The organism is Saccharothrix hoggarensis (assembly GCF_052936025.1).
Genome location: NZ_CP193624.1, coordinates 5,975,561 through 5,989,482, shown reverse-complemented (window position 1 = coordinate 5,989,482; position 13,922 = coordinate 5,975,561). Strand labels below are relative to the sequence as shown.

Here is a 13,922-nt window from a genome sequence, read left to right as displayed (position 1 = left end):
GATACTGGACAATGGCCCGGTGAGCACCGATCCCAACACCGAGCCGGACACCCCGGACCAGCCGGACGCGCCCCTGCCGAAGCGACGGGTCCTGCTGCTGGCCGTCATCGCGCCGCTCGTGTTGGCCCTCGACCTGGTCACCAAGATCATCGCGGTGGACCGGCTGGAGGGGCGGGAGCCGGTCGAGCTGTTCGGCGGCCTGCTCTACCTGCCGCTGATCCGCAACACCGGCGCCGCGTTCGGCCTGGCCGAGGGCTGGACCGTGATCCTCGCCCTGATCGCGTCCGGCGTGGTCGTGTTCATCCTGTGGATCGCGCGCCGGCTGCGGTCGGTCGGCTGGGCCATCGGCCTCGGGCTGGTGCTCGGCGGCGCCGCGGGCAACCTGGTGGACCGCATCTTCCGCGGGCCCGGCCCGCTGCGCGGCGGCGTCGTCGACTTCATCTCCGTGCTCGACCCGTGGGGGAACTTCTTCCCCGTGTTCAACCTGGCGGACTCCGCCATCTGCGTGGGCGGCGGGGTGATCGTGCTGATGGCGCTGCTCCAGCGCGACTACGACGGCACCCGCGTGGAGAAGAAGCCCAGCCGGTCGGCTGAGGAGAAGTCGGCTGAGAAGAAGGCGGGCGCATGAGCGGCTATCGGACCCTTCCCGTCCCGGACGGCCTGGACGGGATGCGGGTCGACGCCGGTCTCGCGAAGCTCCTCGGGCTGTCCCGCACGGTCGTCGCGGCGCTGACGGAGTCGGGCGACGTCGTGCTGGACGGCCGGCCGGCGGGCAAGTCGGACCGCCTCGTCGCGGGTTCCGTGCTGGAGGTCACCCTCCCCGAACCCGAACGCCCGGTGCAGGTGCAGGCCGTGCCCGTGGAGGGCCTGGTGGTCCTGCACGAGGACGACGACATCATCGTGGTGGACAAGCCGGTCGGCGTGGCCGTGCACCCGAGCCCCGGCTGGACCGGCCCCACCGTGGTCGGCGGGCTGGCCGCGGCCGGCATCCGGATCGCCACGTCCGGCGCGGCCGAGCGGCAGGGCGTCGTGCACCGGCTGGACGTCGGCACGACGGGCGTCATGGTGGTCGCGAAGAGCGAGCACGCCTACTCGGCGCTGAAGCACGCGTTCAAGGAACGGACCGTCGACAAGCTGTACCACGCGCTCGTGCAGGGCCACCCGGACCCGATCAAGGGCACCATCGACGCGCCCATCGACCGGCACCCCAAGCACGACTACAAGTTCGCCGTGATGGCCAACGGCAAGCCGAGCATCACGCACTACGAGGTGGTCGAGGCGTTCCGCGCCGCGTCGCTGCTCGACGTGCACCTGGAGACCGGCCGCACGCACCAGATCCGCGTCCACTTCTCGGCGCTGCGCCACCCGTGCGTCGGCGACCTGACGTACGGCGCGGACCCGTCGCTGGCGAAGCGGCTGGGCGTGACCCGGCAGTGGCTGCACGCGCGGACGCTCGGCTTCCACCACCCGGCCGACGGCCAGTGGGTGTCGTTCACGAGCGAGTACCCCGACGACCTCGCCGCGGCGCTGGAACTGCTGCGCGACGAGGGTTACTGACCGGTTCGTCCACACTGTGGACGAAACTCTTACGCAGTGCGCGTGAGTTGCGCCAAATAGCTTTCCCCCAGGTCGTTCGGCTTGCGAAGCTTCTCGCAGACGAGCCCCCGGGGGAGTGGCGAATGGACAACAGGTCCCGACTGGTGGTCCTGCTGGGCACGCTGTGCCTGCTCGGACCGCTCTCGATCGACACCTACCTGCCCGCGTTCCCGTCGATCGCGGAGGAGTTCGGCGCGACGGAGTCGCAGATCCAGCTGACCTTCACGATGTTCATCATCGGCCTCTCACTGGGGCAGCTGCTCGTGGGCCCGCTCTCCGACTCGTGGGGCAGGCGGCGGCCGTTGCTGGTCGGCATCGGCAGCTACGTGGTGATCTCCCTGTTCTGCGCCGTCGCGCCCGGCGCGTTCGCGCTGTCCGGTCTGCGCCTGCTCCAGGGGCTCGGTGTGGCGGCCGGGTTCGTGATCGCGATGGCGGTCGCCCGCGACCGGTTCGAGGGCCTGGCGATGGCCCGGTTCATGTCGCTGATGATGCTGGTCAACAGCCTGGGACCGGTCGTGGCCCCGGTGCTCGGCGGCCAGTTGCTGAGGTTCACGAGCTGGCGCGGCACGTTCGTCGCGCTCGCCCTGATCGGGTTGGCGCTGTGGATCGCCCTGGCCGTCGGCCTGCCGGAGACGTTGCCGCCGAACAAGCGGCGCCCGGCGAACCTGCTGCTCACGCTCAAGGTGTTCGGCGGGCTCCTGGCCGACCGCAAGTTCCTCGGCTACGCGCTGTCGTCGGCCCTGGCCCTCGGCGCGCTGCTCGCGTACGTCGCGGGCGGGTCGTTCGTGCTCCAGAACGTGTACGGGTTGAGCCCGCAGCAGTTCAGCCTGGTGTTCGCGGTGAACTCGGTCGCGATCATGGTGGCGGGCCTGGTCAACACCGGCCTGACCGGTCGCGTCATGCCGCGTCCGCTGCTCAAGATCGGCTTGGCGGGCTGTGCGGCCGGCGGGGTCGGGCTGCTGGTCGGCGGGCTGGTCGGCGGCGGGCTGGCGACGTTCCTGCCGCCGCTGTTCGTGCTGACGATGAGCGTCGGCCTGCTCATGCCGAACGCCGGTTCGCTGGCGATGTCACGGCACCCGGAGGCGGCGGGCAGCGCGTCGGCCGTGCTGGGCGTGACGACGTTCATGGTGGGCGGCCTGATGGCGCCGCTGGTGGGCGCGGGCGGCTCGGCGAGCGTCCTGCCGATGGTGACCGTGATGGCCGCCGCGACGATCCTGGCGGTCATCCTCTTCGCCACCCTGACCAGGGGCGACGTGGGCATCACCCGAGACCCGCAACCCACCCCGGCCCACGCCTGACCCCCGCTCGCTACTCTCTCGGCCCCGCGACCTCACCCCACCCGCGCGCTACCCTCTCGGCCCCCGCGAGGTCGCGTCGACCGTTCGCGACTCATTTCCCGGCGATCACGCCCTTCGATCGCCGGGAAATCAGGCGCGAACGGTCGACTTCCAGGCGACCGAGCCGCCGTCTGCGGAGCAGCGGCCAAAATTCAGTCGTCGATCGTCCAGACCAGCGTGTTGAGGTCGGTCTCCGGGCGGGAGCTCCAGCGCACCGAGAAGATCACCGTGTCCTCGGGCAGCACGTAGACGGTGTGCCCGCCCGCCGTCTCGCCCGGCTGCACGCCGATCTTGTGCGGCGGCCGGGACGACAGCGACACCGGCGCCTTGCTCACCGTCTCGCCCTTGTTGGTCATCAGCACCAGGTACATGTCGGGCAGGGCGTTGAACGGCACCTGGCCGATGTTCGCGAGTTCGGTGTGCACGACCACGGCCCGCTCGCCGTCCGCCAGCTTGTAGCCGGCCGCGGTGAACAGGAAGTCCGCCGGGTCGACGACCTCGACCAGCTGGATGGTGAACCGGGCGCCCTCGAGGCCCTCGGTCTCCAGCGTGCTGCCGATCTTGCCGGTGCGCGCGCGCGGCGCGGGCTGCTGGTCGCCGCGCGCCCACCCGGACGTGCCGGGGACGCCCCACGTGCTCATCGGCTCGGGCACCGGGCCGGACGGCGGGCCCATCAGCGCGCCGGGCTGCGGCTGCGCCGGGAACGGCGTGCTGGGCGGGCCCTGCGGTCCCGGGTAGCCGGGGTACGGGCCGGACGGCGTGCCGTGGACGGTGCCCGGCACGGGCGGGTACGGGCCGCTCGGCGTGCCGCGGACGGCCTGGCCGCCGGGCCCCGAGTAGTTGCCCCACGCCACGCTGTTCGCCAGCGCCTTGCGGATGCCGTTCGGGTCGCACTCCACGCCGACGAGCAGCGGCAACCCGCTGCCGGACAACGTGATCAGGCGGGTGGCGGCCTCGCGCGGGTCCATGCCGAGCCGTGCGGCCACCTCGTGCACGGCGGCACGGCCCATCTCGGCGATCATGGCCAGGAGACGGGCGTCGACGGGGTCCGGCGCTACCACCCCTCGAACGCTACCCGCCTGGGGCGATCTTCGCGTCATCGGCCCGCCGGGTCACCCGGACGCCCGCCGGGGGTGTCGTGGTGATGTGATCTTGTTGCCGTTATAGGGTCGGGCGAGTCTTGCCCGAGCGATTGAGTCCCGGGCCCGCTGCGATCTTCAGGGGGGTTTGGGTGTCCGACTCGTTTGTGCACCTCCACGTGCACACCGAGTACTCGATGCTCGACGGCGCGGCCAAGCTGAAGGACATGTTCGCCGAGTGCGAGCGGATGGGCATGACCGCCGCCGCGATCACCGACCACGGCAACATGTACGGCGCGTACGACTTCTACCGGCAGGCGACCGCGGCGGGCATCAAGCCGGTCATCGGCATCGAGGCGTACATGGCGCCGGAGTCGCGCTTCAACAAGAAGCGCGTGCTGTGGGGCGACCCGGGGCAGAAGGCCGACGACGTCTCCGCCAGCGGCGCGTACACCCACCAGACGATCTGGGCCCGGACGAACGAGGGCCTGCACAACCTGATGAAGCTCTCCAGCCGCGCCTCCACCGAGGGCCAGCTGGGCAAGTGGGCGCGGATGGACGCCGAGCTGATCGCCGAGCACTCGGCGGGGTTGATGGCGACGACCGGCTGCCCGTCGGGCGAGGTGCAGACCCGGCTGCGCCTGGGCCACGAGAAGGAGGCCCTGGAGGCCGCCGCGAAGTGGCGCGACATCTACGGCGCGGAGAACTTCTTCGTCGAGCTGATGGACCACGGCATCGAGATCGAGAGCCGGGTCCGCGGCGGGCTGCTGGACATCGCGAAGAAGCTCAGCATCCCGTTCGTGGTCACGAACGACTCGCACTACACCTACGCCGAGGACCGCGAGGCGCACGAGGCGCTGCTGTGCGTGCAGACCGGCAAGACGCTCCAGGACCCGAGCCGGTTCAAGTTCGACGGAACGGGCTACTACCTGAAGTCGCCGGACGAGATGCGCGCGATCGACTCGTCCGATGCCTGGCAGGAGGGGTGCCGCAACACCCTGCTGGTGGCCGAGAAGGTCGACACGACCGGCATGTTCGCGTTCCAGAACCTGATGCCGCGCTATCCCGTGCCGGAGGGCATGACGGAGGCCGACTACTTCCGCGAGCAGGTGTGGGAGGGGATGCGCCGCCGCTTCCCCGAGGGCGTGGACGACGTCCACCGCACGCAGGTCGAGTTCGAGATCGACGTCATCCTCCAGATGGGCTTCCCGTCCTACTTCCTGGTGGTCGCGGACTTCATCAACTGGGCCAAGGCCAACGGCATCCGGGTCGGCCCCGGCCGCGGTTCGGCCGCGGGCGCGCTGATCGCGTACGCGATGGGCATCACGGACCTCGACCCGCTGGCGCACGGCCTGATCTTCGAGCGGTTCCTGAACCCGGACCGGGTCAGCCCGCCCGACATCGACATCGACTTCGACGAGCGCCGGCGCGGCGACGTGATCCGGTACGTCACCGAGAAGTGGGGCTACGACAAGGTCGCCCAGGTGATCACGTTCGGCACGATCAAGGCGAAGGCGGCGATCAAGGACTCCGCCCGCGTGCTGTACGGGCAGCCGGGCTACGCGGTGGCCGACCGCATCTCCAAGGCCATGCCGCCCGCCGTGATGGGCAAGGACATCCCGCTGTCGGGCGTGTTCGACCCGCAGCACAAGCGGTACTCGGAGGCCGCCGAGGTCCGGGCGCTGTACGAGACGGACCCGCAGGTCAAGGAGATCATCGACACCGGCCGCGGGCTGGAGGGCCTGATCCGCAACGCCGGCGTGCACGCCTGCGCGGTGATCATGTCCGCGGAGCCGCTGATGGACCACATCCCGGTCTGGATGCGCCCGCAGGACGGGTCGATCATCACCCAGTTCGACTACCCGACGTGCGAGACGCTCGGCCTGCTGAAGATGGACTTCCTCGGGCTGAGCAACCTGACCACGATCGACGACGCGCTGAAGAACATCGCGCTGAACGGCAAGGGCGAGGTCGACATCACGACCGTCGGCCTGGACGACCGCAAGACGTACGAGCTGCTGGGCCGCGGCGACACGCTGGGCGTGTTCCAGCTGGACGGCGGCGCGCTGCGCGACCTGCTGCGGCTGATGCGGCCGGACAACTTCGAGGACGTCTCGGCCGTCATCGCCCTGTACCGGCCGGGTCCGATGGGCGCGAACTCGCACACGAACTACGCGCTGCGCAAGAACAAGCAGCAGGAGATCACGCCGATCCACCCCGAGCTGGAGGAGCCGCTGGCCGAGATCCTGGACACGACCTACGGGTTGATCGTGTACCAGGAGCAGGTCATGGCGATCGCGCGGAAGGTGGCGGGCTACACGCTGGCCCAGGCGGACCTGCTCCGCCGCGCGATGGGCAAGAAGAAGAAGGAGATCCTCGACAAGGAGTACGAGGGCTTCGAGGCGGGCATGCGCGCCAACGGCTACTCGCCGGAGGCCATCAAGACGCTGTGGGACATCCTGGTCCCGTTCGCCGACTACGCGTTCAACAAGGCGCACTCCGCCGCGTACGGCCTGATCGCGTACTGGACCGCGTACCTCAAGGCGAACTACCCGTCCGAGTACATGGCGGCGCTGCTCACCACGAACTCGGACAACAAGGACAAGTCGGCGGTCTACCTGGCGGAGTGCCGCCGGATGGGCATCACGGTGCTGCCGCCGGACGTCAACGAGTCGGAGCGCGAGTTCGTCGCGGTCGGCAGCGACATCCGGTTCGGCCTCGGCGCGATCCGCAACGTCGGCGCGAACGTGGTCGACGCGATCATCAAGACCCGCAAGGAGAAGGGGAAGTTCGCCGACTTCTCCGACTTCCTGCGCAAGGTCGACGTGCAGGCGTGCAACAAGAAGGTCGTCGAGTCGCTGATCAAGGCGGGCGCGTTCGACTCGCTCGGCCACCCGCGCAAGGGCCTGCACATGGTCCACGTCGAGGCGGTCGACGCGATCATGCTGACCAAGAAGGAAGAGGCGCGCGGCCAGTTCGACCTGTTCGGCGACGGCGGCGGTGACGACGGCGCCTCGGTGTTCGACGTGAAGATCCCCGACGAGCACTGGGAGTCCAAGCACCAGCTGACGCTGGAGCGGGAGATGCTGGGCCTGTACGTGTCCGGCCACCCGCTCAACGGCGTGGAGCAGGTGCTCGGCTCCTACTCGGACACCACGATCCCGCGCATCCTGGAAGGCGACGTGCCGGACGGCACGCAGGTCACGCTGGGCGGCATCCTCGCGTCGGTCACCCGCCGGGTGAACAAGAACGGCGAGCCGTGGGCGTCGGCGATGCTGGAGGACCTGGCCGGCGGCATCGAGGTGCTGTTCTTCCCGAAGAGCTACATGGTCCACGGCATGTCGGTGGCCGAGGACGCGATCGTGCTGGTCAAGGCACGGGTGGCGAAGCGGGAGGACCGGATCTCGCTGATCGCCAACGACCTGGTCGTGCCGGACCTGTCGGAGCTGGGCGCGCAGGCGTTGAAGCTGAAGGTGTCGGCGTCGCGGTGCGACCCGAAGCTGGTGACGTCGTTGAAGGAAGTCCTCGCCGCGCACCCCGGCACCACCGAGGTCCACCTGAACCTGGTCATCAACAGCAGCCGCAACACGCTGCTGAAGCTGGACGACGCGCTGCGCGTGACGCCCACGCCGTCGCTCATGGGCGACCTGAAGGCGCTGCTGGGACCGGGGTGCTTGGGCTGATCGGGTGACGTTGATCGGGATCGGGGACACGAGGACTGCTCGACTCGTTGAGTAAACGGAGTTAACTCAGGCGAGGAGAGGGGTCTCATGGGGGAGAAGATCGCCGGTCTCGACGTGCTCGGGGACGAGTACTTCGCCGACCCGCACGCGTACCACGCGCGGCTGCGCGAGGAGTCCGCGGCGACCGAGGTCGTGCTGCCGCGCGGCATGAAGGCGTGGCTGGTCACCCGGTACGACGAGGGTCGGCTCGCGCTGGCCGACCCGAGGTTCGTCAAGCACTTCGAGCGCTTCCCCGAGGTGGTGGAGAAGAACCGGGTCGTCGACACCGAGGCGGCGGCGTTCGACGAGTCCCTGGTGCGGCACATGCTGAACCTGGACCCGCCGGACCACACCCGGCTGCGCAAGCTCGTCACCAAGGCGTTCACCGCGCGGCGGGTCGAGCAGCTGCGGCCGCGGGTGCGGGAGATCACCGACGGGCTGCTGGACCGGATGGCGGAGCAGGCGGGGACCGCGTCCGCGGTGGAGCTGGTGGACGCGCTGGCGTTCCCGCTGCCCATCACGGTGATCTGCGAGATGCTCGACGTGCCGATGGACGACCGCAAGAAGTTCCGCGAGTGGTCGAACGCGCTGGTGGCGGGCGGTCCGGACGCCCAGGCCATCGCGACGGCGGGCGCGGCGATGGCGCACTTCCTGTCCGAGCTGGTCGAGGACAAGCGGGCGAAGCCCGGTGACGACTTCTTCTCCGCGCTCGTGCACGCGGACGACGAGGGCGACCGGCTCGACCGGACCGAGCTGGTCTCGATGGCGTTCCTGCTGCTCGTCGCCGGGCACGAGACGACGGTCAACCTGATCGCCAACGGCGTGTACCACCTGCTGCGGCACCCCGAGCAGCTGGCGAAGCTGCGCGCCGACCGGTCGTTGCTGCCGGGCGCGATCGAGGAGGTGCTGCGCTTCGAGGGGCCGATCAACCAGGCGACGTTCCGCTACACCAACGAGGACGTCCGGCTGGGCGACGTGCTGATCCCCAAGGACAGCGTGGTGCTGGTGTCGCTGCTGTCGGCCAACCGGGACGGGTCCCGGTTCCCCGAGGCGGACCGGTTCGACATCACCCGGCCCGCGGGCGGGCACCTGGCGTTCGGGCACGGCGTCCACTACTGCCTGGGCGCGCCGCTGGCCCGGATGGAGGGCGAGATCGCGATCGGGTCGCTGCTGGACCGCTTCGACCTGGAACTCGCCGCGGAGCCGGAGACGCTGCGGTGGCGGGCGGGCACGCTCGTGCGCGGCCTCGCGTCGCTGCCGGTTAGCCTGACCCCTCGTGGATCGCGATGAGCTGCTGAAGCTGGACCAGGCGCACGTCTGGCACCCGTACGGCCCGATGCCGGGCACCCACCAGCCGCTCGTGGTCACGTCGGCGGAGGGTGTCCGGCTCCGGCTGGACGACGGGCGCGAGCTGGTCGACGGCATGTCGTCGTGGTGGGCCGCGATCCACGGCTACCGGCACCCGGTGCTCGACGCCGCCGTGCGCGACCAGCTGGGCCGGATGAGCCACGTCATGTTCGGCGGCCTCACGCACGAGCCGGCGGTGGCGCTGGCCGCGAAGCTCGTGGAGATCACGCCGGAGCCGTTGCAGCACGTGTTCCTGTGCGACTCGGGGTCGGTGTCGGTCGAGGTCGCGGTGAAGATGGCCCTGCAGCACTGGCGCTCGCGCGGCAGGCCGGAGAAGCGGCGGCTGCTGACGTGGCGCGGCGGGTACCACGGCGACACGTTCCAGCCGATGTCGGTGTGCGACCCCGAGGGCGGGATGCACTCGCTGTGGCGGGGAGTGCTGCCCGAGCAGGTGTTCGCCTCCGCGCCGCCGCGCGACCTGGACACCGCGTACGTGCAGGAGCTGGCGGACCTGGTCGAGGCGCACGCCGACGAGCTGGCCGCCGTCATCGTCGAGCCGGTCGTGCAGGGCGCGGGCGGGATGCGCTTCCACGACCCGCGCTACCTGCACGTGCTGCGCGAGCTGACCCTGGCCCACGACGTGCTGCTGATCTTCGACGAGGTCGCGACCGGCTTCGGCCGCACCGGCGAGCTGTTCGCCGCCGACCACGCCTCCGTCAGCCCCGACGTCATGTGCCTGGGCAAGGCGTTGACCGGCGGGTACCTGTCGATGGCGGCGACGCTGTGCACGTCACGGGTGGCGGACGGCATCTCGCGCGGCGAGGTGCCCGTGCTGGCGCACGGGCCGACGTTCATGGGCAACCCGCTGGCCTCGGCGGTGGCGCTGGCGTCCACCGAGCTGCTGCTCTCGCAGGACTGGCGGGCGTCGGTGCGCCGGATCGAGGCCGGGCTGCGGGCCGGGCTGGCGCAGGCGCCCGGCGACGTGCGGGTGCTCGGCGCGATCGGCGTCGTGCAGCTGGACCACCCGGTGGACCTGGCCGCCGCCACCGCCGCGGCCGTCGACCACGGCGTGTGGCTGCGGCCGTTCCGCGACCTGATCTACACCATGCCGCCGTTCGTCAGCACCGACGACGACGTGGCCGCGATCGGGGCGGCCGTCGTCGCGGCGGCCGAGGCGTCACGCGCGCAGCAGGGTTGAGCCCCACACCAGCAGCAGCACCGAGTAGCCGACGCAGATCCAGCCGATCGTCTCGGTGCTCGGCTCTCCCTTGTGCTTGAACAGCTTGGTGACGAGCAGCCACCAGCCGAGGGCGACCACGCCCAGCGCCACCGGCGACAGGAGCATGCCGTAGGCGCCCGCGTACACGCCCGCCCAGAAGTCCACCGGCAGCAGGACGTCGTTCGCGTACCCGGTGGGGACGAGCAGCACCGCGACCGCCGACCACACCCAGGCGACGGTCCGCAGCCGCGCCGTCGTCCGCGGTGTCGCGGTCTTGTGGTTGACGGCCACCACGCCCCACGCCAGGAACGCGCCGCCGCCGAACAGCCACCCCGTCACGGTGGACACGACCGGCACCCGGCCGACCGCCGCGCCCAGGGCCGGGAACACCGCGCCCCAGAGGAGGAAGTGCCCGCCGACCGCCGCGGCGATGGACCCCAGCACGACGAGGGTCTGCACGCCGCCGCCCTGCCGCTGGAACCACGCCAGGTCCTGCTTGGTGGCCGCCCGCGCGGCGCGTCGCGCCTGCTCGCGCTCGCGGAGGTCGCCGCGCCGGATCTCGTCACGCCTGCCCTGGGACTCCGCCTGGCGCCGCTTGCGCCTGCCGGCCTTGCCCACTCAGCGCTCCACCGCGGCGGCGAGCTCGGTGTTCGACGGCTCCACCAGCACGCGGCCGTCGGGCAGCACGACCACCGGGATGTTCTTGCGCCCGCCGGCGATCTCGATCGCCTTGTCGCGGGCCGCGTCGTCGTGCTCGACGTCGACCTCGGTGAACGGCACTTCGTGCTCCCGCAGCCATGCCTTGGCCCGCCGGCAGTCGCCGCACCAGTTCGCGCCGTAGAGAACGATCTCACTCATGTCGGTGACTGTAGAACGCGGCCGGCCGCGACTCTACGTGTGCGCCTAGGCTCTGCGCCCGTGAGCGTCCTCGTCATCACCGGCACGGGCACCGAGGTCGGCAAGACGGTGGTCGTCGCCGCCCTGGCGGCCCTGGCCGTCGCCGACGGCCGGCGGGTCGCCGTGCTCAAGCCCGCGCAGACCGGCGTCGCCGACGGCGAACCGGGCGACCTCGCCGAGGTGGCCCGCCTCGCGGGCCGCGTGACCACCCGTGAGCTGCGGCGATACCCCGAACCGCTGGCCCCGGCCACGGCCGCGCGCCGTTCCGGCCTGCCCACCGTGCACCCCAGCGAGGTCGCCGCGGCGGCCGCGGAGCTGGACGAGACGCACGACCTGGTGCTGGTCGAGGGCGCGGGCGGGCTGCTGGTCCGGTTCGACGACGCCGGGTCCACCATCGCCGACGCGGCCTGGGCGCTCAACGCGCCGGTGCTGATCGTCGCGCACCCCGGCCTCGGCACGTTGAACATGACCGCGCTGACCGCCGAGGCCTTGCTGCACCGCGGGCTGGAGTCCGCCGGCGTGGTGGTGGGCCGCTGGCCCGCCGTGCCGGACCTCGCCACCCGGACCAACCTGGTGGACCTGCCCGAGGCCGCGGGCGCGCCCCTGCTCGGCGTGCTGCCCGACGGCGCGGCGTCGCTGGGCAGGTCCGAGTTCGTGGACACGGCCCGCGAGGGCCTGTCGCCGTGGTTCGGCGGCACGTTCGACCCGGAGAAGTTCGCCGCGCCGCACACCTGCTGACCTGCCCGTCCGTCCGGCGCCGCACTTCTCGACCGAACCAGTGACGCACGTCGCTGGGGCGCGCCGGGGTCCGTGCGGCAGACTGCACGGCGGACCACCGCCGGAGTTCTCGATCGAGGAGAAGTCGTGACCGCAGCCCCCGAACAGGTCGATGTCCTCAGCGTTGCCCGCGAGCAGGTGCTGGAGCAGGGTGTCGGGCTGTCCGAGGAGCAGGTGCTCGAAGTCCTCCAGCTGCCCGACGAGCGCATCCCGGACCTGCTGGAGCTGGCGCACGCCGTGCGCATGCGCTGGTGCGGCCCGGAGGTCGAGGTCGAGGGCATCGTGTCGCTGAAGACCGGCGGCTGCCCCGAGGACTGCCACTTCTGCTCCCAGTCCGGGCAGTTCCCCTCGCCGGTGCGCTCGGCGTGGCTGGACATCCCCGGCCTGGTGAAGGCGGCCCGGCAGACCGCCGAGACCGGCGCGACGGAGTTCTGCATCGTCGCCGCCGTGCGCGGGCCGGACAAGCGGCTGCTGTCGCAGGTGCGCGACGGCATCAAGGCCATCCGCGAGGACGGCAACGACATCCAGATCGCGTGCTCGCTCGGCATGCTCACCCAGGAGCAGGTGGACGAGCTGGTGGACATGGGCGTCCACCGCTACAACCACAACCTGGAGACGGCCCGCTCGCACTTCCCCAACGTGGTCACCACGCACTCGTGGGAAGAGCGCTGGGAGACGTTGACGATGATCCGCGAGGCGGGCATGGAGGTCTGCTGCGGCGGCATCATCGGCATGGGCGAGACGCTGGCGCAGCGCGCCGAGTTCGCCGTGCAGCTGGCCGCGCTGGAGCCCGACGAGGTGCCGCTGAACTTCCTCATCCCGAACCCCGGCACCCCGTACGAGAACTACCCCGTCGTGGAGGGCCCCGACGCGCTGCGGGCCGTGGGAGCGTTCCGGCTCGCCCTGCCGCGCACGATCCTGCGCTTCGCGGGCGGCCGCGAGCTGACGTTCGGCGACCTCGGCGCGAAGCAGGGCATGCTCGGCGGCGTCAACGCGATCATCGTCGGCAACTACCTGACCAACCTGGGCCGCCCGGCGCAGCAGGACCTCGACATGCTGACCGAGCTGTCCATGCCGATCAAGGAACTGAGCAAGACCCTGTGACGAGTGGGCTGGGTGCTGTGACGTACTGCGGGTATTGCGGCAAGGCGCGCGCGGAGGCCGACCACTCGGCGTGCGCCTCGCGGCTCGGTGTCATCGACCCGCCGCGGTTCTGCGGCGAGTGCGCGCGGCGGATGGTGGTGCAGGTGACCCCGGCCGGGTGGACGGCCACGTGCAGCCGTCACGGCGAGATCACCTCAGCGCGGTAACCTGCCCTGCATCTGGTCACGGGTGCAGGGAGGTCGTCGGGTGGCGGAGCAACCGGTGGACGAGCGGGCGGCGCCCGTTCGCGTGCCACCCGCGCCGGCGTTCGAGTACTACTACGTGGCGCGGCGGCCGCGGGTCGTGGTGAAGCGCGACCTGCTGCCCGCGTTCTCCGTGCTGTCCGCGATCGCGCTGCTCGGGCTGCCCGCGGGGTGGCTGTGGGCGCGGCTCGCGCCGCCCCAGAACGTGGTGGTGCAGCAGGACGGGTCGCTGATCCCGGTGACCGGCGAGAGCTACCACCGGCTCGACGGCCTGATGTTGTTCGTGCTGATCGGCTTGGGCGCCGGCCTGGTGACCGGCATCGCGGTGTGGATGCTGCGGGAACGGCGCGGGCCCGTGGTGATGCTGGGCGCCACGCTCGGCGCCGGGGTGGCCGCGTACCTCGGCCAGCTCACCGGCACCGGCTCGGCGGCCGGCCGGTACACCGTCGGCGCCGCGCCCGAGGTGGGCGACGTGATCGCCCTGGCCCCGGTGCTGGAGACGTGGTGGGGCGTGCTGGCGTGGCCCTTGGGCACGGCGCTGGCGTACGGCTGCCTGGCGGCGTGGAACGGGTTGGACGACCTGGGTCGGCGGCTCGGCTAGC

General features: G+C 71.2%; 13 protein-coding genes. 10 read left to right on the top strand and 3 right to left on the bottom strand.

Translation table 11 applies throughout. The features are described from left to right. Positions 1 to 19: 19 nt before the first annotated feature. The 3 genes from lspA to ACRAKH_RS26920 all read left to right on the top strand — a co-directional run bounded on the left by lspA (position 20) and on the right by ACRAKH_RS26920 (position 2,894). A complete protein-coding gene (gene lspA, locus ACRAKH_RS26930; protein ID WP_380725181.1) occupies positions 20 to 628 on the top strand; it encodes a signal peptidase II in 609 nt (202 codons plus the stop codon). After that, positions 625 to 1,557, top strand: coding sequence for an RluA family pseudouridine synthase (locus ACRAKH_RS26925; protein ID WP_380725184.1), 933 nt, complete (start codon positions 625 to 627; stop codon positions 1,555 to 1,557). The genes lspA and ACRAKH_RS26925 overlap by 4 nt, the downstream gene beginning before the upstream one ends. A gap of 122 nt (positions 1,558 to 1,679) precedes the next feature. Beyond that, the gene (locus ACRAKH_RS26920; protein WP_380725186.1) at positions 1,680 to 2,894 is read left to right on the top strand and encodes a multidrug effflux MFS transporter; all 1,215 of its coding nucleotides are present in this window, start codon (positions 1,680 to 1,682) and stop codon (positions 2,892 to 2,894) included. A gap of 191 nt (positions 2,895 to 3,085) precedes the next feature. Here the strand turns inward: ACRAKH_RS26920 and ACRAKH_RS26915 are convergent, their stop codons facing one another. Then, positions 3,086 to 3,994 carry an AsnC family protein gene (locus tag ACRAKH_RS26915; RefSeq protein ID WP_380725188.1) on the bottom strand — a complete coding sequence of 303 codons (909 nt, stop codon included), beginning with the start codon at positions 3,992 to 3,994 and terminating at the stop codon, positions 3,086 to 3,088. 170 nt (positions 3,995 to 4,164) lie between these two features. Between ACRAKH_RS26915 and dnaE the strand changes: the two genes are divergently transcribed. From dnaE to ACRAKH_RS26900, 3 genes are all read left to right on the top strand, one after another. Continuing rightward, positions 4,165 to 7,695 (top strand): DNA polymerase III subunit alpha, encoded by a 3,531-nt coding sequence (dnaE, locus tag ACRAKH_RS26910; protein WP_380725190.1) that lies wholly within the window; start codon positions 4,165 to 4,167, stop codon positions 7,693 to 7,695. Between the two features lie 87 nt (positions 7,696 to 7,782). Beyond that, a complete protein-coding gene (locus ACRAKH_RS26905) occupies positions 7,783 to 9,024 on the top strand; it encodes a cytochrome P450 family protein (protein WP_380725192.1) in 1,242 nt (413 codons plus the stop codon). After that, on the top strand, positions 9,011 to 10,279 hold the full coding sequence (locus ACRAKH_RS26900; RefSeq protein ID WP_380725194.1) for an adenosylmethionine--8-amino-7-oxononanoate transaminase: 1,269 nt from the start codon (positions 9,011 to 9,013) through the stop codon (positions 10,277 to 10,279). Before ACRAKH_RS26905 ends, ACRAKH_RS26900 begins: the two co-directional genes overlap by 14 nt. Here the strand turns inward: ACRAKH_RS26900 and ACRAKH_RS26895 are convergent. Both ACRAKH_RS26895 and ACRAKH_RS26890 read right to left on the bottom strand, forming a co-directional pair. Further along, a complete protein-coding gene (locus ACRAKH_RS26895) occupies positions 10,259 to 10,918 on the bottom strand; it encodes a hypothetical protein (RefSeq protein WP_380725196.1) in 660 nt (219 codons plus the stop codon). The two genes, ACRAKH_RS26900 and ACRAKH_RS26895, sit on opposite strands and share 21 nt — an antisense overlap. Continuing rightward, entirely contained in the window at positions 10,919 to 11,158 is a 240-nt protein-coding gene (locus ACRAKH_RS26890; RefSeq protein ID WP_380725198.1) for a glutaredoxin family protein, read from the bottom strand. It abuts the gene before it with no gap. 60 nt (positions 11,159 to 11,218) lie between these two features. Here ACRAKH_RS26890 and bioD point away from each other — a divergent pair, with 60 nt between their 5' ends. The 4 genes from bioD (at position 11,219) to ACRAKH_RS26870 (ending at position 13,921) form a co-directional block, all read left to right on the top strand. Continuing rightward, positions 11,219 to 11,935, top strand: a complete 717-nt coding sequence (gene bioD / locus ACRAKH_RS26885) for a dethiobiotin synthase (protein ID WP_380725201.1) — start codon at positions 11,219 to 11,221, stop codon at positions 11,933 to 11,935. Positions 11,936 to 12,061: 126 nt separating this feature from the next. Further along, the gene (gene bioB, locus ACRAKH_RS26880) at positions 12,062 to 13,078 is read left to right on the top strand and encodes a biotin synthase BioB (protein WP_380725203.1); all 1,017 of its coding nucleotides are present in this window, start codon (positions 12,062 to 12,064) and stop codon (positions 13,076 to 13,078) included. Beyond that, positions 13,075 to 13,284, top strand: a complete 210-nt coding sequence (gene bsaP / locus ACRAKH_RS26875) for a biotin synthase auxiliary protein BsaP (RefSeq protein WP_380725205.1) — start codon at positions 13,075 to 13,077, stop codon at positions 13,282 to 13,284. The genes bioB and bsaP overlap by 4 nt, the downstream gene beginning before the upstream one ends. A gap of 40 nt (positions 13,285 to 13,324) precedes the next feature. Beyond that, positions 13,325 to 13,921, top strand: coding sequence for a DUF2567 domain-containing protein (locus ACRAKH_RS26870; RefSeq protein ID WP_380725207.1), 597 nt, complete (start codon positions 13,325 to 13,327; stop codon positions 13,919 to 13,921). The last annotated feature ends 1 nt before the right edge of the window (position 13,922 follow it).